Genomic DNA, 20,437 nt, shown 5'->3' on the forward strand with positions numbered 1-20,437 from the left:
CTTAAAACCTTATCATAATGAGAAAATACCTATTACTAAGTTTCGTGTTCGCCCTTATCTCCTTGTTGTCATCTTGTCAGAAAGAGGAAAGTGTAGCAGAGTATATACCTTTCAGATCAGAAAAGGATGGTAAATGGGGATTTATTAATTTAGATGGAGATGTACTCTTAGAAGATGAATTTAAGAGCGAGCCAACCATCGTGTCGAATGACCGATTCTTTGTTAAGAATAAAGCAGGGTATTGGGAGATGTACACCGCTGATAAGAATGCAAGACAAGTAGGTAAGGAGTATGTGCAAGCAGGAGCTTTTATAGAGGATGTTGCCCCTGTCGTTGAGAAAGGTAAAGCTATTGACTTTATTGATAAGAACGGCAAAGTAAGGTTTACATTGGGTAATGTAGATGGCGTAGCTATTACCTCGTGTAGGAACTTTACTGATGGACTTGCTGTGTTTAAGTGTGGCGGCTATTATGGAGCGATTGACGCATCAGGTAATGTAGTTATAAAGCCAGACTATCTTGTACTGGAATCAGCTAAGGATGGTAAGTTCATAGGAGTTCACAACAAATATAAGGGAGTAAAAGATAGATCTAAGGTTAAAATAACCGTGTTGGATACGTCTGGTAAGGTTCTTTCAGAGTTCCCCTTAGCAAAGATTTCCGATGGTGTTGATTATTTCTGTGATGATGTCTTGGCTGTAGCAAAGGAGGGCACCGATGGTAATAATTATTGGGGACTTATCAATGAGAAAGGGGAGTGGATTCTTCATGCCTCCCATAAGATACGATCTATTAAAGGTATGAGGAATGGTAAGTTCATCTTTAGTGATGGTGAACAATGTGGCTTGATGGACTTTAATGGTGATGTTCTGATACGTCCAAAGTATTCAAATATTAAGTTTACGGGGGCTAACCAGCTCTTTGTTCTTGATGACCATACTGACGCGCAATGGAAACTCATTACCGAGGAGGAGGATGTTGTTTCTCCTAATGAGTTTGATGATGTTTATCCTTTGTCAGGTGATAAGTATTTTGTTAAGGATGATGGTGATAGTTGGATTATTATAGATGATAAGGGTAAAGAAGTTAAGACGAAAGCTGATATTTATGAGTTCAGCTATAATCAGGGAGACACCGAGTTTGAAAGTCAGTACTTAGATCTTACGTCATTCATTAACCAATTACATATAAAGAAGGATGGGCTCTTGGGGCTTAACCTAACCATGGAAGTAGCAGATGTCATAAAGTCGTTTAGTTTTCTAGATAAGCAGTATGGAGAAGGAGATTTTAGCAACAATGCTTCATCGTATCGATATTCTAATGATATTAGTGTTGACTTGAACTTCAACAATGTGAAGTTTCAGATAGCTGCTTTGTTTGATGATAATGTTGCTGATTACACTTTCTCATCAGGCTTTAGTAATATTAGTCCTAATCAAATATCTGTTACCTTCTACAATGAAAAGCTATTAAAAGGACATTTGAGTCAGCTTACGAGAAGTTTAAAGGCGAAGCTGAAGAAGGTTGGTACGATTGTCAAGGAGACAGAGTATGCGTTGATAGTCGCTAGTGGCAATGCTTATTATTTTGTGGGTAGCGATGGTGATAAGGTTTATTTGAATTATGGCAATTTTGATGTTAATGCCATTAACCTTAATATGTTTACGGGTAGTGATGATGCTGTTACGACCACAAGTGACTCATATGCAGATGATACGGAGTACGCTGATAGTGTTTGTCTAGATTCTGCCATAGCCTATTAGTCGATTCGTTGTTCTGTACAGACCTTTGATAAGTTCTGTAAAACTATTGCGTTAAGATTTGGGTAAGTGCAATGAAAGTATTACCTTTGCATAAGCTAGACCCTACGAGGCATATAAGTTGTAGATAATGCTTAACCTTGTTCGGTTTATTCAAGCAATACAAACGAATTATTTATCTAAATCTTTTAAGTAAAATGGACAATAACAATCAGAATCAAGAGGGACAGCAGTTGCAGATTGATCTCTCACCGGAAATCGCTAATGGTGTTTATACAAACTTCCAGATAATCTCTCACTCTAGTTCAGAGTTTGTGCTCGACTTTGCTACACTTCTTCCAGGTGTTCCAAAGGCAACAGTTACCAGTCGTGTTATCATCGCTCCAGAGCATGCACTTCGTCTTCTTGCAGCTTTGCAGGATAATGTAGTACGCTATGAGAAAGAGTTTGGTAAGATTGATCGTCACGAACCAAAAGAGCAGGGACCACGCACTATTGCTCCATTCGGAAATGGTAAGGCTGAAGCATAAGCAATCCTTTAATATTTAAATACTTGATAGTCGTCTCCTTGTTGGGGGCGACTTTCTGTTTTGAGGTGAACTAGTAGTTATAATCTCTTCCCCTAATCATTAACCTTTATCGTCCATTAACTCTAACCTTAACTATCATCAACCTCTAACTTTAACTATCATCAAACCCTAACCTTAACTATCATCAACTTCTAACCTTAACTATCATCAACCTCTAACTTTAACTATCATCAAACCTAACCTTAACTATCAGCAACCCTAACCTTTACATCTCCTAACCCTAACCTTTACATCTTCTAACCCTAACCTTTACATCTACCAACCCTAACCTTTTTGAGTCCTAATTATTGATATTTGAACTTGAAACGTTCCTTCCTCGTGAACTGTAATTCGTTAGATTAAAGACTCAAAGGCAAAGTCAGATGATAGAGGGTGTCACTTCTTTTTCTTTCTCTGTTTGCAAAGGTAGGTAGAATCTTTCTGATAACCATCGTTTTTTAGTATGCTAGAGTAACAAGTTCTGCAAATATCATTGTATCTATCTGTTTTACAGAGAGATAAGTAAAAATAGGAGAAGCCTACCAAAGCTTCTCCTAACGTGCATACCAATCACAAAATCACAATCACAAAATCACAAAAAGGATTTTCAACATACAAAAAAGATTCTTATATATAATATAATACCTTATTAATAAATAATAATATATAATGATACATTATATATATAAAGAAAAAGCATGATACTACCATAATTGATTTTGTGATTTTGTGATTGTGATTTTGTGATTGACGTGATTGCACCTTCATTCTTTGAATTTAATTATTTCAGGTTAGTAAGTTTTAAATAGCTTATTACTTTTATCCTTTCATCAATCTATTGAGTCATACAGCTTGTTTTTTTAAATAACTTATCAATTTTCGAAGTAATTGCTTACTTTTGCAAACAAAAAATATCTCAATGAGTATTATCGTATTTACTATTCTCTTATTGTTAGGAGCCTATTGTGCAGGATTGTTAGGCTCTTTGACAGGTTTGGGGGGAGGAGTAATCGTCATCCCTCTACTCACTTTAGTTTTCGGTATCGACTTCCATTATGCCATTGGAGCTGCTTTGGTTGCTTCCATAGCAACCTCTTCTGGTTCGGCTAGTGCTTATGTAAAAGAAGGAATGACCAATATTCGGTTAGGAATGTTTCTTGAGATAGCAACAAGTATTGGTGCCGTTATTGGTGCTGCAGTTGCTTTGTGGATGCCTACTAATGGAATAGCTATTGTTTTCGGAGCAGTTCTCCTTCTCACAATAGCCTTACAATTTCGTCAGAAAGCCGATTACGTCAATGTAAAAGGTAGTCGATTAGCGATGAAACTGAAGCTTTTTGGCTCCTATCCTACGAAGGAAGGGAAGTTGCAAAAATACGAACTAACCAACGTGTCGGGTGGCTTTTCTGTGATGGTACTTGCTGGAGCATTGTCTGGTCTATTAGGAATTGGTAGTGGAGCATTAAAGGTGTTGGCTATGGACGGATGTATGAAAGTCCCATTTAAGGTTAGTACAACAACGAGTAATTTCATGATAGGTGTAACAGCTGTAACCTCCGCCGTCGTTTATCTACAGCGTGGTTATATAGAGCCAGGTCTTGCCTTTCCAATAATGGTGGGCGTGTTAGCAGGCGCAATGAGTGGAGCAAAGTTACTGAAACACTTAGATGTGAAAGTATTGAGAAAGATATTTGCTGTTGCCATATTGTTGGCAGCATTAAACATGATATATAATGGCATAATAGGAAAGTTCTAATATGGAAGATAATAGAAACACTAAGAATGATATGAACACTCTGATAGGCAATACTTTGCGTATTGGAGTCTTCACGGCATGTATCATTGCACTGATAGGTGGTATATGGTATGTTGTAAGTACTTCGGGATCAGCATTACCAGATTATAAAGTTTTCTCTAAAGGAGCCGAAAGTTATACGACCTTTGAAGGCATTTTTAAGTCGGTATTTGCGCTGTCAGCTGCAGGTTGGGTACAATTAGGCGTAGTCGTCCTTATGCTCACACCAGTAATGCGTGTAGTATTATCATTGGTAGATTTTAGCATCCAACGTGACTGGCTATATGTGGTCATAACGGGTATTGTTCTCCTCATTATTGTCATGAACTCACTTGTTGGAGTGGGGTAAGGTGTGTTAAATAATAAGTAAAAAGTTATTTATTGTTAACGTGGGTAATTTGTGAACTTATTATTTTTCTTATTATTAGGTCATTTGAGGGAATATTCGTACCTTTGCAACCCGAAACAATAGAGTAAATTATAGCGTTCTTAGACGTTTTACTCTTGTTTGTAATGGATTGAAAATAAACAAAATAAATATATAACAATAAAAAGTAAAATTATGCCTACTATTTCACAATTAGTAAGAAAGGGCAGAAAGGACATCGTAGACAAGAGCAAGTCACCTGCTTTGGACAACTGTCCACAGCGTCGTGGTGTTTGTGTTCGTGTTTACACAACAACTCCTAAGAAGCCTAATTCGGCAATGCGTAAGGTTGCCCGTGTTCGTTTGACCAACCAGAAGGAAGTTAACTCTTACATCCCAGGAGAGGGTCACAACTTGCAGGAGCATAGTATTGTTCTCGTTCGTGGTGGTCGTGTGAAGGACCTTCCTGGTGTACGTTATCACATCGTTCGTGGTACTCTTGATACCGCAGGTGTTGCCAATCGTACACAGCGTCGTTCTAAGTACGGTGCTAAGCGTCCAAAGGCAGCTAAGAAGTAATATCTGCGTTGCTCAAAGGCAACAAAGAAACTTCAATCCATAAAGCCGAGGTGCAACGGCCGGTGATGGTCGATGCTCCAAGGCTCTTTCAAAAAGAATAAACTAAAAACAAACAGTTTTGCTGGAGATTTGTAATCACAAAGGTTGAGTAAACGCCCAAGAGAGGGTGTTGAAGAACGAAAGACGACAGCCTCCGCAGAATTAAAGTTTAAAATAAAAAATGAGAAAAGCAAAACCAAAGAAGCGTGTAATCCTTCCAGATCCAAAGTTCAATGATCAGAAGGTATCAAAGTTCGTAAATCATTTGATGTATGATGGTAAGAAGAATACCTCATACGAAATCTTCTATGCAGCCCTCGATATCGTAGGCGGTAAGATGAAGGATGAAGAGAAGTCTCCACTTGAGGTGTGGAAGCAGGCTCTTGATAACATCACTCCACAGGTAGAGGTAAAGAGCCGTCGTATTGGCGGTGCTACTTTCCAGGTACCAACAGAGATTCGTCCTGATCGTAAGGAGAGTGTGTCAATGAAGAATATGATTGCTTTTGCACGTAAGCGTGGGGGTAAGAGCATGGCAGATAAGCTTGCATCTGAAATTATGGATGCTTTCAATAACCAAGGTGGTGCTTACAAGCGTAAGGAAGATATGCACCGCATGGCTGAGGCTAACCGTGCATTTGCTCACTTCAGATTCTAATCAAGTTATTATAATAAGGTAAAAAGAAATGGCAAATCACGATTTACATTTGACTCGTAATATCGGTATTATGGCACACATCGATGCCGGTAAGACGACAACATCTGAACGTATTCTTTTTTATACAGGTAAGACTCACAAGATTGGTGAGGTTCATGATGGTGCTGCTACCATGGACTGGATGGCACAGGAGCAGGAGCGTGGTATCACAATTACATCTGCTGCTACAACATGTAACTGGAACTACCTTGGCAAGTCTTATAAGATTAACTTGATTGATACTCCGGGACACGTTGACTTTACTGCTGAGGTAGAGCGTTCACTTCGTGTTCTTGATGGTGCAGTTGCTACTTATTCTGCAGCTGATGGTGTACAGCCACAATCAGAGACTGTATGGCGTCAGGCTGATAAGTACAATGTTCCACGTATTGGTTATGTAAACAAGATGGACCGCTCTGGTGCTGACTTCTACGAGACAGTACAGCAGATGAAGGATATTCTTGGTGCTAACCCAATCGCTATTCAGATTCCTATCGGTGCAGAGGAAAACTTTAAGGGTGTAATAGACCTCATCAAGATGAAGGCTATCTTGTGGCACGATGAGACTATGGGTGCTGAATACGACATCGAAGAAATCCCAGCAGATCTTGCTGATGAGGCTGCTGAGTGGCGTGAGAAGTTGCTCGAGGGTGCAGCTAACTACGACGATGAGTTGATGGAGATGTATCTTGAAGGTCAGGATATTCCAGAGGATAAAATTATTGCTGCTATTCGCAAGGGTTGTATCTCTATGGAATGCTGCCCAATGCTCCTCGGTTCTTCTTATAAGAACAAGGGTGTACAGCCTCTTCTCGACTATGTTTGTGCTTTCTTGCCTTCTCCATTGGATACACCAGCTATTGTAGGTGTTAATCCAGATACTGAGGAAGAAGAGTCTCGTAAGCCAAGCGAGAACGAGCCTACTGCAGCGTTGGCATTTAAGATTGCTACGGATCCATTCATGGGTCGCTTGGTATTCTTCCGTGTTTACTCAGGTAAGGTTTCTGCTGGATCTTATGTATTCAATACACGTTCTGGTAAGAAGGAGCGTATCAGCCGTCTGTTCCAGATGAACTCTAATAAGGAAATCCCTATGGAGTCTATCGACGCAGGTGATATCGGTGCTGGTGTAGGTTTCAAGGATATTCGTACTGGTGATACCCTCTGTGATGAGAATGCACCAATCATCCTTGAGTCTATCACATTCCCTGATACTGTAATCTCTATTGCAGTTGAGCCAAAGAGCCAGGCAGACGTTGCTAAGCTCGATAATGGTCTTGCTAAGCTTGCAGAGGAGGATCCAACATTCACCGTTCGTACTGACGAGCAGAGTGGTCAGACTATTATCTCTGGTATGGGTGAGCTTCACCTTGATATTATCATCGACCGTTTGAAGCGTGAGTTCAAGGTAGAGTGTAACCAGGGTAAGCCACAGGTTAACTACAAAGAGGCTATCACAAAGGCTGCACAGAGCCGTGAGACTTATAAGAAGCAGTCTGGTGGTCGTGGTAAGTTTGCTTGTATCGATGTAACAATCGAGCCAAAAGATGAGGATTACGAAGAGGGCGACTTGCAGTTTATCAATGTCGTTAAGGGTGGTAACGTACCTAAGGAGTTCATTCCATCAGTAGAGAAGGGTTTCAAAGACTGTCTCAATAGTGGTGTACTCGGTGGTTTCCCATTGACAGGTCTTAAGGTTACTTTGACTGATGGTTCTTTCCACCCAGTTGACTCTGACCAGTTGTCATTCGAACTCGTAGCTCATCAAGCATTCAAGGTTCTTTGTCCTAAGGCTGGTCCTGTTCTTATGGAGCCTATCATGAAGGTAGAGGTTGTTACTCCAGAGGAGAACATGGGTGATGTTATCGGTGACTTGAATAAGCGTCGTGGTCTTGTACAGGGTATGGAAGAAGCTCGTAGCGGTGCTCGTATCGTTAAGGCTATGGTTCCATTGGCAGAGATGTTCGGTTACGTAACTGCTCTCCGTACAATTACCTCTGGTCGTGCTACTTCTTCTATGGAGTATGATCACCACTCACCAGTATCAAGCTCTCTAGCAAAGGAGATTCTTGATGAGTTGAAGGGTAACTCAGACCTTGTTAAGTAAAGAATATAAGGAAGTGCTCTCTCATAGCGAATGACTCTTATGAGGGAGCAACCTTTATGTATATTAATAATAAATAATAAATTAAACATGAGTCAGAAGATTCGTATTAAGCTGAAGTCTTACGACCACCAGTTGGTTGACAAGTCAGCAGAGAAGATTGTGAAGGCTGTAAAGGCAACAGGTGCTATTGTTAGCGGTCCTATTCCATTGCCAACACACAAGCGTATTTACACTGTAAACCGCTCTACATTCGTTAACAAGAAGTCACGTGAGCAGTTCCAGCTCTCAGATTTCAAGCGTCTCATCGATATTTACAGCTCTACAGCAAAGACTGTTGATGCTTTGATGAAGCTTGAGTTGCCTTCAGGTGTTGAGGTTGAAATCAAGGTGTAGTCATCTGTTGACAAATAAGAAACAAATTAATACAAAAAGCATTTACATTCATTTTAAAATCATTAATTGAAATGCCAGGATTATTAGGAAAGAAAATCGGAATGACATCCGTTTTCAGTGCCGACGGTAAGAATGTTCCGTGCACTGTTATCGAAGCTGGTCCTTGTGTTGTAACCCAGGTTAAAACCGTAGAAAAGGATGGTTACAAGGCTGTTCAGTTAGGTTTCGGCGAGGCTAAAGAGAAGAGAACTTCTAAGCCACAGCAGGGACACTTTAAGAAAGCCGGCACAACACCAAAGAAGCACTTGGCCGAGTTCAAGTTTGACGAGGAATATAACCTCGGTGACACTATTACTGTTGAATTGTTCAATGACGTTAAGTTTGTAGACGTTGTAGGTACATCTAAGGGTAAAGGTTTCCAAGGTGTTGTAAAGCGTCACGGATTCGGTGGTGTAGGTCAGTCTACTCACGGTCAGGATGACCGCGCTCGTAAGCCGGGTTCTATTGGTGCTTGTTCTTACCCAGCTAAGGTCTTCAAGGGCATGCGCATGGGCGGCCAGATGGGAGGCGACAGAGTAACTACTCAGAACCTTCAGGTGTTAAAGGTTATTCCAGAGCACAATCTTATCCTTGTTAAGGGTAGTGTTGCTGGATGTAATGGTTCAACCGTAATAATTAAGAAGTAATGGATATTAACGTATTAGATATCAAAGGTCAGGAGACCGGCCGTAAGGTAACTCTTAACGAGAATATCTTCGGAATTGAGCCTAACGATCACGTCCTCTATCTCGCAGTTAAGCAGTATCTCGCTGATCAGCGTCAGGGTACAGCTAAGTCAAAGGAAAGAAGTGAGCACGCTGGTTCTACTCGTAAGTTGGGTCGTCAGAAGGGCGGCGGCGGTGCTCGTCGTGGTGATATCAATTCTCCAGTCCTCGTAGGTGGTGGTCGTGTATTCGGTCCTAAGCCACGCGATTACAGCTTCAAGCTGAATAAGAAGGTAAAGGTTCTTGCTCGTAAGTCTGCATTGGCTTATAAGGCACAGGATAATGCTATTGTTGTAGTAGAAGATTTCAATCTTGATGCTCCAAAGACTAAAGATTTCGTAAATATTGCGAAAAATCTTAAAGTTGATAGCAAGAAAGTCCTTCTCGTTTTGCCAGAAGTAGAGAAAAACGTATATTTGTCAGCTCGTAATCTGCAGAAGGCTGAGGTTATGACTGCTTCACAGGTAAATTCATACAAAGTTTTGAATGCTGATGTAGTAGTTATTACAGAAAACTCTCTGAAGGTTATTGACGAAATCTTAACCAAGTAATAATTAGGAGACAAGAAGAATTATGGGATTTATCATTAAACCAGTGGTCACTGAAAAGATGACCAAGTTGACAGACAAGTCTTCTGAGGATAAGGTTGTAAAGCACAAGGGTGAGAAGAGAACTATTTTGGCACAGCCAAAGTATGGTTTCATCGTTAAGCCTGAGGCCAACAAGCTTGAGATTAAGAAAGAAGTTGAGGCTTTGTACAACGTTACAGTAGTAGATGTGAATACCGTTCGTTACGCAGGTAAGCGTCAAGCACGTTATACCAAGGCAGGTCTTGTGAAAGGACAGAAGAACGCATTCAAGAAGGCTATCGTCACTTTGAAGAATGGCGATTCAATCGATTTTTATAGCAATATTTAAATAAAAAATGGCAGTACGTAAATTAAACCCGGTTACACCGGGACAAAGACACAAGGTTATTGGCACGTTCGAGGATATTACTGCATCCGTGCCAGAGAAGTCTCTCGTTTACGGTAAACGTTCTACCGGTGGTCGAAACAACACCGGTAAGATGACTGTCCGCTATATAGGCGGTGGTCACAAGAAGAAGTATCGTCTTATCGACTTCAAGCGAGAGAAAGATGGTGTTCCAGCTGTAGTGAAAACAATCGAGTATGATCCTAACAGATCAGCTCGTATTGCGCTGTTATACTATGCTGATGGTGAAAAACGTTACATTATTGCTCCTAACGGACTGCAGGTTGGTGCAACACTAATGTCAGGTGCTGAGGCAGCACCTGAGGTTGGTAACGCACTTCCTTTGGCTAACATTCCTGTTGGTACTGTAATTCATAACATTGAGTTACGTCCAGGTCAGGGTGCATTGCTCGTTCGTTCGGCTGGTAATTTTGCTCAGCTTACTTCTCGTGAAGGCAGTTATTGTGTTATCAAGCTCCCTTCTGGTGAAACACGCCAGATTTTGTCAGCTTGTAAGGCAACTGTAGGTAGTGTAGGTAACTCTGATCACGCTCTTGAGCAGTCTGGTAAGGCTGGTCGCTCTCGTTGGTTGGGTCGTCGTCCTCACAACCGTGGTGTTGTTATGAACCCTGTTGATCACCCAATGGGTGGTGGTGAAGGTCGCCAGTCTGGTGGTCATCCACGTTCACGTAAGGGCTTGTACGCTAAGGGTCTTAAGACTCGTGCACCTAAGAAGCTTTCAAACAAGTACATTATTGAGAGAGCTAACAAGAAGTAATCAAAGTAATTAAGAGTAAATTATGAGTCGTTCATTAAAAAAAGGTCCATACATCAACGTATCACTCGAGAAGAAGATTCTTGCTATGAATGAGAGTGGTAAGCAGAATGTAGTTAAGACATGGGCCAGAGCATCAATGATTTCCCCTGATTTTGTGGGTCACACTGTTGCAGTTCATAACGGAAATAAATTTATCCCTGTTTACATTACTGAGAACATGGTAGGTCACAAGCTCGGAGAGTTCAGCCCTACACGCCGTTTCGGTGGTCACTCTGGTAATAATAAGAGGTAAGCAGGTCATAATCCATTTAGAAAATAGAAAAATATAATGGGAGCAAGAAAACATATAAAGGCTGAAGCTCGTAAAGAAGCTTTGAAAAGCCAGTATTTTGCAAAGCTCAAGGACTGTCCTTCTTCTCCACGTAAGATGCGCTATGTAGTAGACTTGGTTCGTGGTATGGAAGTCAATCGTGCCCTTGGCGTGCTGAGATTCTCCAAGAAGGCTGCAGCTCAGAACGTTGAGAAACTTCTGCGTTCAGCTATCAACAACTGGGAGACAAAGAATGACCGCAAGGCTGAAGACGGTGAACTTTATATCTCTAAGATCTTCGTTGATGAAGGCGTTACAATGAAGCGCATGCGTCCTGCACCACAGGGCCGTGGCTACAGAATCCGCAAACGTTCTAACCACGTCACTCTTTTCGTTGATTCAAAGAATGACGCTAATAATGATGATAAATAAATAGTAGAATGGGACAGAAAGTTAATCCAATTAGCAACCGTCTTGGTATCATCCGCGGTTGGGAGTCAAATTGGTTCGGTGGCAAGAATTTCGGGGATAATCTCGTAGAGGATCGTAAGATTCGTACTTACCTGAACAAGCGTTTGGAAAAAGCAAGCGTTTCCCGTATTGTCATTGAGCGCACATTGAAGCTCGTCACCATTACTATTTGCACCGCTCGTCCGGGTATCGTTATCGGTAAAGGTGGTCAGGATGTTGATAAGCTTAAAGAAGAGTTGAAGAACCTTTTCAAGAAGGAGATTCAGATTAATATCTTCGAGGTTAAGAAACCTGAACTTGATGCAAACATCGTTGGTAACAATATCGCTCGCCAGGTAGAGGGTAAGATTGCTTACCGTCGTGCTATCAAGATGGCAGTCGCTAACACTATGCGTGCTGGTGCTGAGGGTATCAAAGTTCAAATTACAGGTCGTCTGAACGGTGCCGAAATGGCTCGTAAGGAAATGTTCAAAGAGGGTCGTACTCCTTTGCATACATTCCGTGCAGACATCGATTATTGTCAGACAGAAGCCCTTACAAAGGTTGGTCTGCTGGGTATTAAGGTATGGATTTGCCGTGGTGAAGTTTACAACAAGGTAGATCTTACTCCTAACTTTACTCAGGAGAAGAGCAATGGCCGTTCTAACAATGGTGGCCGTTCTGGAAGAGGTAATCGTAGAAGAAACAATAACCGTTAAAAGAAGAAGCTATCATGTTACAGCCAAAAAGAGTAAAATATAGAAGACCTCAAGACGGACGTGGCAATAAAGGCAACGCCCACAGAGGTACACAGCTGGCTTTCGGCTCATTCGGCATCAAGACACTTGAGGCTAAGTGGATCGACAGCCGTCAGATTGAGGCCGCTCGTATAGCAGTAAACCGCTATATGAACCGTCAGGGCCAGGTCTGGATCCGCATCTTCCCTGATAAGCCAATCACTCGTAAGCCTGCCGATGTTCGTATGGGTAAAGGTAAGGGTGATCCAGCAGGATGGGTTGCACCAGTTACTCCAGGTCGTGTTCTCTTTGAAGTAGAGGGCGTAAGCTTTGATATTGCAAAGGAGGCTCTTCGTCTCGCTGCACAGAAGCTGCCTGTAAAGACAAAGTTTATTGTTAGACGTGATTTCGATAAAAACGCTTAAGAAAGATGAAGATTAAAGAAGTAAAAGAACTCGATACCAAGGATTTGGTTGAGAAGATTGAGAATGCTGAGACAGCTCTTGCTAAGATGAAGCTGAATCATCAGATTACTCCACTTGAGAATCCATCTCAGATTAAGGCCGCTCGTCGTGATATTGCACGTATGAAAACAGAACTTTCTCAGAGAGAACTTAATAAATAACAATGGTCCAGATGGAAACAAGAAATTTAAGAAAAGTAAGACAGGGTGTCGTTATCAGCAACAAAATGGATAAAACCATCGTTATTGCAGCTAAGTTCAAGGAGAAGCACCCTATTTATGGTAAGTTTGTCCAGAAGACAAAGAAGTACCATGCTCATGACGAGAAGAATGAGGCTAATGTAGGTGATACAGTTCTCATTATGGAGACTCGTCCTCTTTCTAAGACAAAGAGATGGAGATTAGTTCAAATTGTAGAAAAAGCTAAGTAATTATGATACAGACAGAATCAAAACTTACAGTATGTGATAACAGCGGTGCTCGTGAAGCTAAGTGCATTCGTGTACTCGGTGGTACTGGCCGTCGTTACGCAAGTGTTGGTGACGTTATCGTAGTTGCTGTACAAAACGTCATCCCATCAAGTGAATTGAAAAAGGGTGCAGTATCAAAGGCTTTGATCGTTCGCACAAAGAAGGAGATTCGTCGTGCTGATGGTTCATACATCCGCTTCGATGATAATGCATGTGTATTACTGAACAACGCAGGCGAAATTCGTGGTAGCCGTATCTTCGGTCCTGTTGCTCGTGAGCTGCGTGCAGTGAATATGAAGGTCGTTTCTTTGGCACCTGAGGTTCTTTAATTATTAAATAGAATAATAAAATGGCAAAATTCCATATAAAGAAAGACGATCAGGTCATTGTTCTTGCTGGTGCAGATAAGGGCAAGACTGGAAAGGTGCTTAAGGTCATCGCAGATAAGGAACGTGCTATTGTAGAGGGCTTGAATATGGTCTCTAAAAGCACAAAACCTTCTGCTGCTAACCCACAGGGTGGTATCATTAAGCAGGAGGCTGCAATTCATATCTCAAATTTAAGTCTCATCGATCCGAAGAGCGGTAAGGCTACACGTATCAAGATTGAGCGTGAAGGCAAGACTGTTAAGCGTATCGCTAAAAAGTCAGGGGAGGAAATTAAGTAATGAATACAGCTCAGTTAAAGAAACAGTATAAGGAGCAGATTGCTCCTGCTTTGCAGAAGCAGTTTAACTATTCTTCAGCTATGCAGGTTCCTGTTTTGAAGAAGATTGTTATCAATCAGGGTCTTGGTGATGCAACTCAGGATAAGAAACTTATCGAGGTTGCAGTGAACGAGATTTCTTCTATCACAGGTCAGAAGGCTGTTGCAACATATTCTAAAAAGGATATTGCAAACTTCAAGTTGCGTAAGAAGATGCCTATTGGCGTTATGGTAACTCTGCGTCGTGAGCGTATGTATGAGTTCCTCGAGAAACTCGTTCGCGTATCTTTGCCACGTATCCGTGACTTCAAGGGTATCGAGAGCAAGTTCGATGGTCGTGGAAATTATACTCTCGGTATCACCGAGCAGATTATTTTCCCAGAGATTAATATCGATCAGGTTGACCGCATCCAGGGTATGAACATTACCTTTGTAACATCAGCTAAGACTGATGAAGAAGGTTATGCTTTGCTGAAGGGCTTCGGACTTCCATTCAAGAATGCTAAAAACGATTAATTGATATGGCAAAAGAATCAATGAAAGCTCGCGAGGTAAAGCGTGCAAAGCTTGTAGCTCGTTATGCTGAGAAACGCGCAGCTCTGAAAAAGATTATCGCTACTTCAAATGATCCTGAAGAGGCTTATGAGGCTGCTCGCAAGTTGCAGTCTATTCCTAAGAATGCTAATCCTATCCGTTTGCACAATCGTTGCAAGATAACAGGACGTCCAAAGGGTTACATTCGTCAGTTCGGTCTCTCTCGTATTCAGTTCCGTGAGATGGCATCTCAGGGACTCATTCCAGGTGTAAAGAAGGCAAGCTGGTAAACAAATATATCGACGCGGATAGTGAATTGTGAAAAAGATTTTGTATCTTTGCAGCTCATTATCCGCTTTCAAGCGATTTTTTAATATTGTCGGGGTAGTCCCGATTAATTAAACATTTATATTTTATGACAGATCCAATAGCAGATTATCTGACAAGACTCAGAAACGCAATCATGGCTCATCACCGTGTTGTTGATGTTCCTGCGTCTAACTTGAAGAAGTCTATTACAAAGATTCTCTTCGAGAAGGGTTACATCTTGAACTACAAGTTCATCGAGGATGGTCCCCAAGGCTCAATCAAGGTCGCATTGAAGTACGACCCTGTAACAAAGCAGAGCGCTATCAAGAAGTTGAAGCGTGTTTCTACCCCAGGTCTTCGCCAGTATACTGGTTATAAAGACATGCCGAGAGTAATTAACGGACTTGGAATTGCAATTCTTTCCACGTCTAAAGGTGTAATGACAGACAAAGAGGCTGCTGCTGAGAAGATTGGTGGTGAGGTTCTTTGCTATGTTTATTAATTGGAGGATTGAATATGTCAAGAATAGGAAAATTGCCAATTAGTGTTCCAGCTGGCGTTACAGTTGCTCTTAACAATGGTGTTGTCACAGTAAAGGGTCCTAAGGGTGAACTTTCTCAGAAGGTAGATTCTTCTATTAAGACTATCATCGAGGACGGTCAGGTAACATTCGAAATTGATGAGAATAGCCCAGTAAACTACAAGCAGAAGCAGGCTTTCCATGGTCTTTATCGTTCACTTGTTAACAACATGGTTGTTGGTGTAAGTGAAGGTTACAAAAAGACATTGGAGCTTGTTGGTGTAGGTTATCGTGTTTCTAACCAGGGCAACTTGGTAGAGTTCTCTCTTGGTTATACTCACCCAATCTTTATTCAGCTTCCTTCAGAAGTTAAGGTTGAGACAAAGAGCGAGCGTAACCAGAATCCAATCATCACTCTTGAATCAGCTGACAAGCAGCTGCTTGGTCTCATCTGTGCAAAGATTCGTTCTTTCCGTAAGCCTGAGCCTTACAAGGGTAAGGGTGTCCTGTTCCAGGGTGAGGTTATTCGCAGAAAGTCTGGTAAGACAGCTGCAGCTAAGTAACTTTAATTCATCATTACGATTATGACAACAAAGAAAGAACAAAGAAGAATTAAGATAAAGTTCCGCATTCGTAAGAGTGTGAACGGTACTGCTGAGCGCCCACGTTTGAGCGTTTTCCGCAGTAATAAGCAGATTTATGCACAGGTTATTAACGATCTGACAGGAACAACCCTCGCTTCTGCTTCTTCACTTGGCCTTGAGAAGATGGCTAAGATAGATCAGGCTAAGAAGGTAGGTGCACTTGTTGCTGAGCATGCTAAGGCTGCTGGCGTAGAGCAGGTTGTTTTTGACCGTAACGGTTATCTCTATCACGGACGTGTACAGGCTTTGGCTGATGCTGCACGTGAGGGAGGACTTAAATTCTAAACGATTATGGCAATGAATAGAGTAAAAGTAAATAGTGATGTAGAACTGAAAGATCGCTTGGTTGCTATCAACCGTGTAACTAAGGTTACAAAGGGTGGTCGTACTTTCACATTCGCAGCTATCGTCGTTGTAGGTGACGGTAAGGGCGTTATTGGCTGGGGTCTTGGTAAGGCTGGTGAGGTTACTGCTGCTATCCAGAAGGGTACAGATTCAGCAAAGAAGAACCTTGTTAAGGTTCCTGTTTTGAAGGGTACTGTTCCTCATGAGGCAGAAGCTCGCTTTAGCGGTGCTCATGTTCTCCTTAAGCCAGCTGCAGCCGGTACTGGTTTGAAGGCCGGTGGTGCTATGCGTGCTGTTCTTGAGAGCGCAGGTGTTACTGACGTGATTGCAAAGTCAAAGGGTTCTTCTAACCCTCATAACCTTGTAAAGGCTACTATCGCTGCGCTCGCTGATATGCGTGATGCATATACAATCGCTGGTGAGCGTGGTATCAGCATGGATAAAGTATTTAACGGTTAATTTTAGGAGGTATTAAATTATGGCAACAATTAAGATTAAGCAGATTAAGAGCCGTATTGGTGCTCCTAAGGACCAGAAGGAAACTTTGCAGGCATTGGGACTTCGTAAGATTTCTCAGGTTGTTGAGGTAGAGGATACTCCAAGCTGCCGCGGTATGATCCGTAAGGTGCATCACCTGGTATCAGTAATTGATTAATTAATCTTTTAAAGAAAACAGTAATTATGAAATTAAATAATTTGAAACCAGCTGTTGGCTCTACACATTCACGTCGTCGTATTGGTCGTGGTCCAGGTTCTGGACTCGGTGGTACTTCTACTCGTGGTCACAAGGGTGCAAAGTCACGTTCTGGTTATAAGAAGAAGATTGGCTTTGAGGGTGGTCAGATGCCTCTCCAGCGTCGTGTACCGAAGGCTGGTTTCAAGAACATCAACCACAAGGAATATTTCGCTGTAAATCTTTCTACTCTTCAGGCACTTGCTGAGAAGAACAATCTTACTAAGATTGGTGTTGAGGAGCTTAAGGCTGCTGGACTTACCAATGGTAAGGAACTTGTTAAGGTTCTCGGTAATGGAGAATTGAAGGCTCAGTTGGAAGTTTCAGCAAATGCTTTCTCTAAGACTGCTGAAGAAGCTATTAAGGCAGTAGGTGGTAACACAACTATAATCTAAGTTAATGAAAAAGTTTATTGAGACACTGAAGAACTGTTGGAAAGTTGAAGACCTACGTCAGAGACTTCTAATAACGATTCTGTTTACAGCTATTTATCGATTCGGCTCGTTTGTAGTACTCCCAGGTATCAATCCAGCCTTATTAGAGAAATTGCAGTCGCAGACAGCCGGCGGTCTTATGTCGCTTTTGGATATGTTCTCCGGTGGTGCATTCTCCCATGCGTCAATCTTCGCATTAGGAATTATGCCATATATCTCAGCTTCTATTGTTATGCAGCTCCTAGCTGTTGCTGTTCCTTATTTCCAAAAGATGCAGCGTGAAGGCGAGAGTGGTCATAAGAAAATTAATTGGTATACGCGTGTCCTGACAGTAGTTATTCTATTGTTTCAGGCACCGTCTTACCTAATGAACTTAAAGATGCAGGCCTCTGGAGCACTTGCTACAGGTGTTGATTGGACTACATTTATGATTCCTGCGACTGTAATACTAGCAGCAGGGTCTATGTTCATATTATGGCTTGGTGAGCGCATTACAGATAAAGGAGTTGGAAATGGTATCTCTCTTATTATTATGATTGGTATCATAGCTCGTCTACCACAAGCTTTTATACAAGAAGTTAGTAGTAGATTTACAGCAATTACAAGTGGTGGTTTAGTTATGTTTATCGTCGAACTGATTATCTTGTATGCTGTTGTATGTGCATCTATTCTACTAGTGCAAGGTACACGTAAGGTTCCTGTACAATATGCTAAACGTGTTGTGGGAAATAAACAATATGGTGGAGCACGTCAGTATATCCCATTGAAACTATTTGCAGCCAATGTAATGCCCATTATTTTTGCTCAGGCTTTAATGTTTATTCCTTTGGCTATAGTTCAATATTCAACGGACAATGGTAGTTCTGTACTCCAGTCTCTTATGGATACAAAGAGTTTGGCTTACAATATTGTTTATGTAGTCCTTATCATTTTGTTTACTTATTTCTATACAGCTATTACATTGAATCCGACTCAAATGGCTGAGGATATGAAGCGAAACAATGGATTTATTCCAGGAGTTAAACCTGGTAAGGATACTGCTGACTATATTGACACTGTTATGTCACGTATAACAGGGCCTGGCTCTTTATTCATAGCTTTTATTGCTATTATGCCTGCATTAGTTGGTTTCTTGAATGTTCAGAGTGCTTTTGGTCAGTTCTTTGGTGGTACGTCATTGTTGATTCTTGTTGGTGTAGTTATAGATACACTTCAGCAGATTGAGTCACATTTAATGATGCGCCATTATGATGGACTGCTTAATTCTGGGCATACACGTAGCAATACTGGAGTTGCGGCTTATTAAATCTTTATCTTAGGGAATGAATATATTTCTAAAGACAGAAGATGAAATAGAACTTATGCGTGAGGCCAACCTGCTGGTAGGTAAAACTCTGGCAGAAGTTGGTCGTCATGTTAAGCCAGGTGTCTCAACTCTCCAGTTAGATAAAATAGCTGAAGAGTTTATTTGTGACAATGGTGCCATACCTACATTCAAAGGTTTTCCAAGTTCTTATGGTACACCTTTCCCTGGAAGTATATGTGCGTCTGTTAATGATGTCGTCGTACATGGTGTTCCTAGTGAAGATGTTGTACTGAAGGATGGAGATATAATTTCAATTGATTGTGGGGCTTTGCTTAATGGCTTCAATGGTGATAGTTGTTATACTTTCTGTGTTGGAGAAGTAAGTGAAGATATAATGAATTTGCTTCGAGCAACGAAGGAATCACTTTATAAGGGTATCGAAGTGGCAGAAGCTGGTCATCATGTTGGAGACATTGGTCATGTTATTCAGGAATATTGCCAAGCACAAGGTTATGGTATTGTTCGCGAGTTAACAGGACATGGTATTGGACGAGAGATGCATGAAGATCCTTCAATTCCTAATTACGGAAAGAGGGGAACTGGTGTTTTACTCAAAGCAGGAATGTGTATTGCGATAGAACCTATGGTTACAATGGGTAATCGAGAAATCGGATTATTGCCAGATCGTTGGAGCATTGTTACACGTGATCATCGTCCAGCAGCACACTTTGAGCATACTATTGCCATAAGAGCTGGCAAGGCTGATATTTTATCTTCGTTTGAGGAAGTTGAACATTTAGAAGGACAAAATTTTAATTAGTTTATGGCAAAGCAAACTGCGATAGAGCAGGATGGAACAATTCTCGAAGCGCTTTCAAATGCGATGTTCCGCGTAGAATTAGAGAATGGTGTAGATATCACTGCTCATATTTCCGGTAAGATGAGAATGCACTACATCAAAATTCTTCCTGGTGATAAGGTGAAGGTTGAGATGAGTCCATATGACCTAACTAAGGGTCGAATCGTTTTCAGATACAAATAAACAACATAGAGATATGAAAACAAGAGCATCATTAAAGAAGCGTACAGCCGACTGTAAGATAGTTCGTCGTAAGGGTCGTCTGTTCGTTATTAACAAGAAAAACCCTAAGTTTAAAATGCGTCAGGGTTAAGTTAAAAAAGCGTAAAGAGGTAAGCTCTCTCGTAAATTATGCTTACCTTTGCGTGCTTTTTAGCGCAAAATGACATTAATTTTTTAATTATCAAACAATGGCAATAAGAATTGTTGGAGTAGATTTGCCCCAGAATAAGCGTGGCGAAATCGCATTGACCTATATCTATGGTATTGGTCGAAGTAGTTCAGCAAAGATATTGGATAAGGCTGGTATTAGCCGTGACCTGAAGGTCAGCGAGTGGTCTGATGACCAGGCAGCCAAGATCCGTGAAATTATCGGTGCTGAATTCAAAGTTGAAGGTGATCTCCGTTCTGAGATCCAGATGAACATCAAGCGCCTCATGGATATAGGTTGCTATCGTGGTGTTAGACATCGTAATGGTCTTCCTGTTCGCGGTCAGAGTACTAAGAACAATGCTCGTACCCGTAAGGGAAAGAAGAAGACTGTTGCTAATAAGAAGAAGGCTACTAAGTAATTCT

33 protein-coding genes are annotated in these 20,437 nt (G+C 41.4%); all 33 read left to right on the forward strand.

Annotated elements, in window-relative coordinates:
- Positions 1-17: 17 nt before the first annotated feature.
- The 33 genes from F0475_RS08570 to rpsM all read left to right on the forward strand — a co-directional run bounded on the left by F0475_RS08570 (position 18) and on the right by rpsM (position 20,433).
- Positions 18-1,763 (forward strand): WG repeat-containing protein, encoded by a 1,746-nt coding sequence (locus F0475_RS08570; protein ID WP_155716311.1) that lies wholly within the window; start codon positions 18-20, stop codon positions 1,761-1,763.
- A gap of 194 nt (positions 1,764-1,957) precedes the next feature.
- Positions 1,958-2,290, forward strand: coding sequence for a DUF3467 domain-containing protein (locus F0475_RS08575; protein WP_009435161.1), 333 nt, complete (start codon positions 1,958-1,960; stop codon positions 2,288-2,290).
- 958 nt (positions 2,291-3,248) lie between these two features.
- Positions 3,249-4,085 carry a sulfite exporter TauE/SafE family protein gene (locus F0475_RS08580; protein ID WP_009435170.1) on the forward strand — a complete coding sequence of 279 codons (837 nt, stop codon included), beginning with the start codon at positions 3,249-3,251 and terminating at the stop codon, positions 4,083-4,085.
- A 1-nt stretch (position 4,086) separates the two neighbouring features.
- Complete coding sequence (locus F0475_RS08585) at positions 4,087-4,473, forward strand: DUF1634 domain-containing protein (protein WP_155716312.1); 387 nt, start codon at positions 4,087-4,089, stop codon at positions 4,471-4,473.
- A 213-nt stretch (positions 4,474-4,686) separates the two neighbouring features.
- Positions 4,687-5,070, forward strand: a complete 384-nt coding sequence (rpsL, locus tag F0475_RS08590; RefSeq protein WP_004335835.1) for a 30S ribosomal protein S12 — start codon at positions 4,687-4,689, stop codon at positions 5,068-5,070.
- A gap of 220 nt (positions 5,071-5,290) precedes the next feature.
- Positions 5,291-5,767: a 30S ribosomal protein S7 gene (rpsG, locus tag F0475_RS08595; protein WP_008821977.1), complete on the forward strand. Its 477-nt coding sequence runs from the start codon at positions 5,291-5,293 to the stop codon at positions 5,765-5,767.
- A gap of 28 nt (positions 5,768-5,795) precedes the next feature.
- A complete protein-coding gene (gene fusA / locus F0475_RS08600; RefSeq protein WP_155716313.1) occupies positions 5,796-7,913 on the forward strand; it encodes an elongation factor G in 2,118 nt (705 codons plus the stop codon).
- Between the two features lie 87 nt (positions 7,914-8,000).
- Complete coding sequence (rpsJ, locus tag F0475_RS08605) at positions 8,001-8,306, forward strand: 30S ribosomal protein S10 (protein WP_004352787.1); 306 nt, start codon at positions 8,001-8,003, stop codon at positions 8,304-8,306.
- Between the two features lie 71 nt (positions 8,307-8,377).
- A complete protein-coding gene (rplC, locus tag F0475_RS08610; protein WP_009435213.1) occupies positions 8,378-8,992 on the forward strand; it encodes a 50S ribosomal protein L3 in 615 nt (204 codons plus the stop codon).
- Complete coding sequence (gene rplD / locus F0475_RS08615) at positions 8,992-9,621, forward strand: 50S ribosomal protein L4 (RefSeq protein WP_004383901.1); 630 nt, start codon at positions 8,992-8,994, stop codon at positions 9,619-9,621. The genes rplC and rplD overlap by 1 nt, the downstream gene beginning before the upstream one ends.
- A 22-nt stretch (positions 9,622-9,643) precedes the next feature.
- Positions 9,644-9,988: a 50S ribosomal protein L23 gene (gene rplW / locus F0475_RS08620; protein ID WP_009012400.1), complete on the forward strand. Its 345-nt coding sequence runs from the start codon at positions 9,644-9,646 to the stop codon at positions 9,986-9,988.
- 7 nt (positions 9,989-9,995) lie between these two features.
- Positions 9,996-10,823, forward strand: a complete 828-nt coding sequence (gene rplB / locus F0475_RS08625; RefSeq protein ID WP_004383899.1) for a 50S ribosomal protein L2 — start codon at positions 9,996-9,998, stop codon at positions 10,821-10,823.
- 22 nt (positions 10,824-10,845) lie between these two features.
- Positions 10,846-11,115 carry a 30S ribosomal protein S19 gene (gene rpsS, locus F0475_RS08630; protein WP_004361611.1) on the forward strand — a complete coding sequence of 90 codons (270 nt, stop codon included), beginning with the start codon at positions 10,846-10,848 and terminating at the stop codon, positions 11,113-11,115.
- 36 nt (positions 11,116-11,151) lie between these two features.
- Complete coding sequence (rplV, locus tag F0475_RS08635; RefSeq protein WP_155716314.1) at positions 11,152-11,565, forward strand: 50S ribosomal protein L22; 414 nt, start codon at positions 11,152-11,154, stop codon at positions 11,563-11,565.
- Between the two features lie 8 nt (positions 11,566-11,573).
- A complete protein-coding gene (gene rpsC / locus F0475_RS08640; RefSeq protein ID WP_004352815.1) occupies positions 11,574-12,302 on the forward strand; it encodes a 30S ribosomal protein S3 in 729 nt (242 codons plus the stop codon).
- Between the two features lie 14 nt (positions 12,303-12,316).
- Positions 12,317-12,745: a 50S ribosomal protein L16 gene (gene rplP, locus F0475_RS08645; RefSeq protein ID WP_004361613.1), complete on the forward strand. Its 429-nt coding sequence runs from the start codon at positions 12,317-12,319 to the stop codon at positions 12,743-12,745.
- Between the two features lie 5 nt (positions 12,746-12,750).
- Complete coding sequence (rpmC, locus tag F0475_RS08650; RefSeq protein WP_155716315.1) at positions 12,751-12,945, forward strand: 50S ribosomal protein L29; 195 nt, start codon at positions 12,751-12,753, stop codon at positions 12,943-12,945.
- A 2-nt stretch (positions 12,946-12,947) separates the two neighbouring features.
- On the forward strand, positions 12,948-13,214 hold the full coding sequence (rpsQ, locus tag F0475_RS08655) for a 30S ribosomal protein S17 (protein ID WP_004361615.1): 267 nt from the start codon (positions 12,948-12,950) through the stop codon (positions 13,212-13,214).
- Positions 13,215-13,216: 2 nt separating this feature from the next.
- Complete coding sequence (rplN, locus tag F0475_RS08660) at positions 13,217-13,582, forward strand: 50S ribosomal protein L14 (RefSeq protein ID WP_004352833.1); 366 nt, start codon at positions 13,217-13,219, stop codon at positions 13,580-13,582.
- 20 nt (positions 13,583-13,602) lie between these two features.
- Positions 13,603-13,920, forward strand: a complete 318-nt coding sequence (gene rplX / locus F0475_RS08665) for a 50S ribosomal protein L24 (RefSeq protein ID WP_004383897.1) — start codon at positions 13,603-13,605, stop codon at positions 13,918-13,920.
- The gene (gene rplE / locus F0475_RS08670; RefSeq protein WP_004361618.1) at positions 13,920-14,474 is read left to right on the forward strand and encodes a 50S ribosomal protein L5; all 555 of its coding nucleotides are present in this window, start codon (positions 13,920-13,922) and stop codon (positions 14,472-14,474) included. The genes rplX and rplE overlap by 1 nt, the downstream gene beginning before the upstream one ends.
- A 5-nt stretch (positions 14,475-14,479) precedes the next feature.
- Positions 14,480-14,782 carry a 30S ribosomal protein S14 gene (gene rpsN / locus F0475_RS08675; protein ID WP_004361619.1) on the forward strand — a complete coding sequence of 101 codons (303 nt, stop codon included), beginning with the start codon at positions 14,480-14,482 and terminating at the stop codon, positions 14,780-14,782.
- 125 nt (positions 14,783-14,907) lie between these two features.
- Positions 14,908-15,303 carry a 30S ribosomal protein S8 gene (gene rpsH, locus F0475_RS08680; RefSeq protein ID WP_155716316.1) on the forward strand — a complete coding sequence of 132 codons (396 nt, stop codon included), beginning with the start codon at positions 14,908-14,910 and terminating at the stop codon, positions 15,301-15,303.
- 14 nt (positions 15,304-15,317) lie between these two features.
- Positions 15,318-15,884, forward strand: a complete 567-nt coding sequence (rplF, locus tag F0475_RS08685; RefSeq protein ID WP_009012402.1) for a 50S ribosomal protein L6 — start codon at positions 15,318-15,320, stop codon at positions 15,882-15,884.
- A 21-nt stretch (positions 15,885-15,905) separates the two neighbouring features.
- The gene (rplR, locus tag F0475_RS08690; RefSeq protein ID WP_004352769.1) at positions 15,906-16,250 is read left to right on the forward strand and encodes a 50S ribosomal protein L18; all 345 of its coding nucleotides are present in this window, start codon (positions 15,906-15,908) and stop codon (positions 16,248-16,250) included.
- 6 nt (positions 16,251-16,256) lie between these two features.
- Positions 16,257-16,769 (forward strand): 30S ribosomal protein S5, encoded by a 513-nt coding sequence (rpsE, locus tag F0475_RS08695; protein ID WP_004361622.1) that lies wholly within the window; start codon positions 16,257-16,259, stop codon positions 16,767-16,769.
- A 19-nt stretch (positions 16,770-16,788) separates the two neighbouring features.
- On the forward strand, positions 16,789-16,965 hold the full coding sequence (rpmD, locus tag F0475_RS08700) for a 50S ribosomal protein L30 (RefSeq protein ID WP_004361623.1): 177 nt from the start codon (positions 16,789-16,791) through the stop codon (positions 16,963-16,965).
- 26 nt (positions 16,966-16,991) lie between these two features.
- Complete coding sequence (rplO, locus tag F0475_RS08705; protein WP_155716317.1) at positions 16,992-17,438, forward strand: 50S ribosomal protein L15; 447 nt, start codon at positions 16,992-16,994, stop codon at positions 17,436-17,438.
- Positions 17,439-17,442: 4 nt separating this feature from the next.
- Positions 17,443-18,783, forward strand: a complete 1,341-nt coding sequence (gene secY / locus F0475_RS08710; protein ID WP_009435221.1) for a preprotein translocase subunit SecY — start codon at positions 17,443-17,445, stop codon at positions 18,781-18,783.
- Between the two features lie 16 nt (positions 18,784-18,799).
- On the forward strand, positions 18,800-19,603 hold the full coding sequence (gene map / locus F0475_RS08715) for a type I methionyl aminopeptidase (RefSeq protein ID WP_155716318.1): 804 nt from the start codon (positions 18,800-18,802) through the stop codon (positions 19,601-19,603).
- Positions 19,604-19,606: 3 nt separating this feature from the next.
- The gene (infA, locus tag F0475_RS08720) at positions 19,607-19,825 is read left to right on the forward strand and encodes a translation initiation factor IF-1 (RefSeq protein ID WP_004352768.1); all 219 of its coding nucleotides are present in this window, start codon (positions 19,607-19,609) and stop codon (positions 19,823-19,825) included.
- Positions 19,826-19,838: 13 nt separating this feature from the next.
- Positions 19,839-19,955 carry a 50S ribosomal protein L36 gene (gene rpmJ / locus F0475_RS08725; protein ID WP_004352823.1) on the forward strand — a complete coding sequence of 39 codons (117 nt, stop codon included), beginning with the start codon at positions 19,839-19,841 and terminating at the stop codon, positions 19,953-19,955.
- Positions 19,956-20,052: 97 nt separating this feature from the next.
- Positions 20,053-20,433, forward strand: a complete 381-nt coding sequence (gene rpsM, locus F0475_RS08730; RefSeq protein ID WP_004361628.1) for a 30S ribosomal protein S13 — start codon at positions 20,053-20,055, stop codon at positions 20,431-20,433.
- Positions 20,434-20,437: the final 4 nt, after the last annotated feature.

It is taken from the genome of Prevotella vespertina, from assembly GCF_009728485.1.
In the GTDB taxonomy this organism is placed as follows: Bacteria; Bacteroidota; Bacteroidia; order Bacteroidales; family Bacteroidaceae; genus Prevotella; species Prevotella vespertina.

Excerpts from the sequence above, each read along its gene's own strand:
- rpmJ (WP_004352823.1), top strand. The coding sequence starts at position 19,839 with ATGAAAACAAGAGCATCATTAAAGAAGCGTACAGCCGACTGTAAGATA.
- rplP (WP_004361613.1), top strand. The coding sequence starts at position 12,317 with ATGTTACAGCCAAAAAGAGTAAAATATAGAAGACCTCAAGACGGACGT.
- map (WP_155716318.1), top strand. The coding sequence starts at position 18,800 with ATGAATATATTTCTAAAGACAGAAGATGAAATAGAACTTATGCGTGAG.
- rpsQ (WP_004361615.1), top strand. The coding sequence starts at position 12,948 with ATGGTCCAGATGGAAACAAGAAATTTAAGAAAAGTAAGACAGGGTGTC.
- rpsM (WP_004361628.1), top strand. The coding sequence starts at position 20,053 with ATGGCAATAAGAATTGTTGGAGTAGATTTGCCCCAGAATAAGCGTGGC.
- rpsH (WP_155716316.1), top strand. The coding sequence starts at position 14,908 with ATGACAGATCCAATAGCAGATTATCTGACAAGACTCAGAAACGCAATC.
- rplW (WP_009012400.1), top strand. The coding sequence starts at position 9,644 with ATGGGATTTATCATTAAACCAGTGGTCACTGAAAAGATGACCAAGTTG.
- rpmC (WP_155716315.1), top strand. The coding sequence starts at position 12,751 with ATGAAGATTAAAGAAGTAAAAGAACTCGATACCAAGGATTTGGTTGAG.
- fusA (WP_155716313.1), top strand. The coding sequence starts at position 5,796 with ATGGCAAATCACGATTTACATTTGACTCGTAATATCGGTATTATGGCA.
- rpsG (WP_008821977.1), top strand. The coding sequence starts at position 5,291 with ATGAGAAAAGCAAAACCAAAGAAGCGTGTAATCCTTCCAGATCCAAAG.
- rpsE (WP_004361622.1), top strand. The coding sequence starts at position 16,257 with ATGGCAATGAATAGAGTAAAAGTAAATAGTGATGTAGAACTGAAAGAT.
- F0475_RS08585 (WP_155716312.1), top strand. The coding sequence starts at position 4,087 with ATGGAAGATAATAGAAACACTAAGAATGATATGAACACTCTGATAGGC.
- rpsC (WP_004352815.1), top strand. The coding sequence starts at position 11,574 with ATGGGACAGAAAGTTAATCCAATTAGCAACCGTCTTGGTATCATCCGC.
- F0475_RS08580 (WP_009435170.1), top strand. The coding sequence starts at position 3,249 with ATGAGTATTATCGTATTTACTATTCTCTTATTGTTAGGAGCCTATTGT.
- F0475_RS08570 (WP_155716311.1), top strand. The coding sequence starts at position 18 with ATGAGAAAATACCTATTACTAAGTTTCGTGTTCGCCCTTATCTCCTTG.
- rpsS (WP_004361611.1), top strand. The coding sequence starts at position 10,846 with ATGAGTCGTTCATTAAAAAAAGGTCCATACATCAACGTATCACTCGAG.
- rpsN (WP_004361619.1), top strand. The coding sequence starts at position 14,480 with ATGGCAAAAGAATCAATGAAAGCTCGCGAGGTAAAGCGTGCAAAGCTT.
- rplB (WP_004383899.1), top strand. The coding sequence starts at position 9,996 with ATGGCAGTACGTAAATTAAACCCGGTTACACCGGGACAAAGACACAAG.
- infA (WP_004352768.1), top strand. The coding sequence starts at position 19,607 with ATGGCAAAGCAAACTGCGATAGAGCAGGATGGAACAATTCTCGAAGCG.
- F0475_RS08575 (WP_009435161.1), top strand. The coding sequence starts at position 1,958 with ATGGACAATAACAATCAGAATCAAGAGGGACAGCAGTTGCAGATTGAT.
- rplC (WP_009435213.1), top strand. The coding sequence starts at position 8,378 with ATGCCAGGATTATTAGGAAAGAAAATCGGAATGACATCCGTTTTCAGT.
- rpsJ (WP_004352787.1), top strand. The coding sequence starts at position 8,001 with ATGAGTCAGAAGATTCGTATTAAGCTGAAGTCTTACGACCACCAGTTG.
- rplR (WP_004352769.1), top strand. The coding sequence starts at position 15,906 with ATGACAACAAAGAAAGAACAAAGAAGAATTAAGATAAAGTTCCGCATT.
- rpsL (WP_004335835.1), top strand. The coding sequence starts at position 4,687 with ATGCCTACTATTTCACAATTAGTAAGAAAGGGCAGAAAGGACATCGTA.
- rplF (WP_009012402.1), top strand. The coding sequence starts at position 15,318 with ATGTCAAGAATAGGAAAATTGCCAATTAGTGTTCCAGCTGGCGTTACA.
- rplD (WP_004383901.1), top strand. The coding sequence starts at position 8,992 with ATGGATATTAACGTATTAGATATCAAAGGTCAGGAGACCGGCCGTAAG.
- rplN (WP_004352833.1), top strand. The coding sequence starts at position 13,217 with ATGATACAGACAGAATCAAAACTTACAGTATGTGATAACAGCGGTGCT.
- rpmD (WP_004361623.1), top strand. The coding sequence starts at position 16,789 with ATGGCAACAATTAAGATTAAGCAGATTAAGAGCCGTATTGGTGCTCCT.
- secY (WP_009435221.1), top strand. The coding sequence starts at position 17,443 with ATGAAAAAGTTTATTGAGACACTGAAGAACTGTTGGAAAGTTGAAGAC.
- rplE (WP_004361618.1), top strand. The coding sequence starts at position 13,920 with ATGAATACAGCTCAGTTAAAGAAACAGTATAAGGAGCAGATTGCTCCT.
- rplO (WP_155716317.1), top strand. The coding sequence starts at position 16,992 with ATGAAATTAAATAATTTGAAACCAGCTGTTGGCTCTACACATTCACGT.
- rplV (WP_155716314.1), top strand. The coding sequence starts at position 11,152 with ATGGGAGCAAGAAAACATATAAAGGCTGAAGCTCGTAAAGAAGCTTTG.
- rplX (WP_004383897.1), top strand. The coding sequence starts at position 13,603 with ATGGCAAAATTCCATATAAAGAAAGACGATCAGGTCATTGTTCTTGCT.